The sequence below is a fragment of the Leifsonia sp. SIMBA_070 genome (assembly GCF_046534635.1).
Lineage (GTDB): Bacteria > Actinomycetota > Actinomycetes > Actinomycetales > Microbacteriaceae > Leifsonia.
In genome coordinates this window covers 1-266 of sequence record NZ_JAWRYK010000373.1, presented here as the reverse complement: position 1 = coordinate 266, position 266 = coordinate 1, and the positions used below count along the sequence as shown (strand labels likewise).

1 pseudogene is annotated in these 266 nt (G+C 72.6%); it reads left to right on the top strand.

Features of this window, described 5'->3' with window-relative positions:
- Positions 1–53 precede the first annotated feature (53 nt).
- Positions 54–266, top strand: a pseudogene (locus tag SB754_RS20730) (glutathione ABC transporter ATP-binding protein); the annotation flags it as partial.

The window sequence follows — 266 nt, the reverse complement described above, 5'->3', positions numbered from 1 at the left end:
CCGAGATCCTCGACCTCCTGCGCGCGCTCGTGCGCGAACGTGGCGTGGGTGTCATGATCATCACGCACAACATGGGCGTCGTCGCCGACCTCGCCGACCGCGTCTTCGTCATGCGCCAGGGCCGCGTCGTCGAGTCCGGCCCCGCGGGCCGCGTGCTCACGACGCCCGACCACGAGTACACCCGCACCCTTCTCGCGGCAATCCCCGAGCTGCCGCCGGCGGCGTTCGGCGGAGCCGAGGTCGCGGGCGAGCAGCACGCCTTCGAG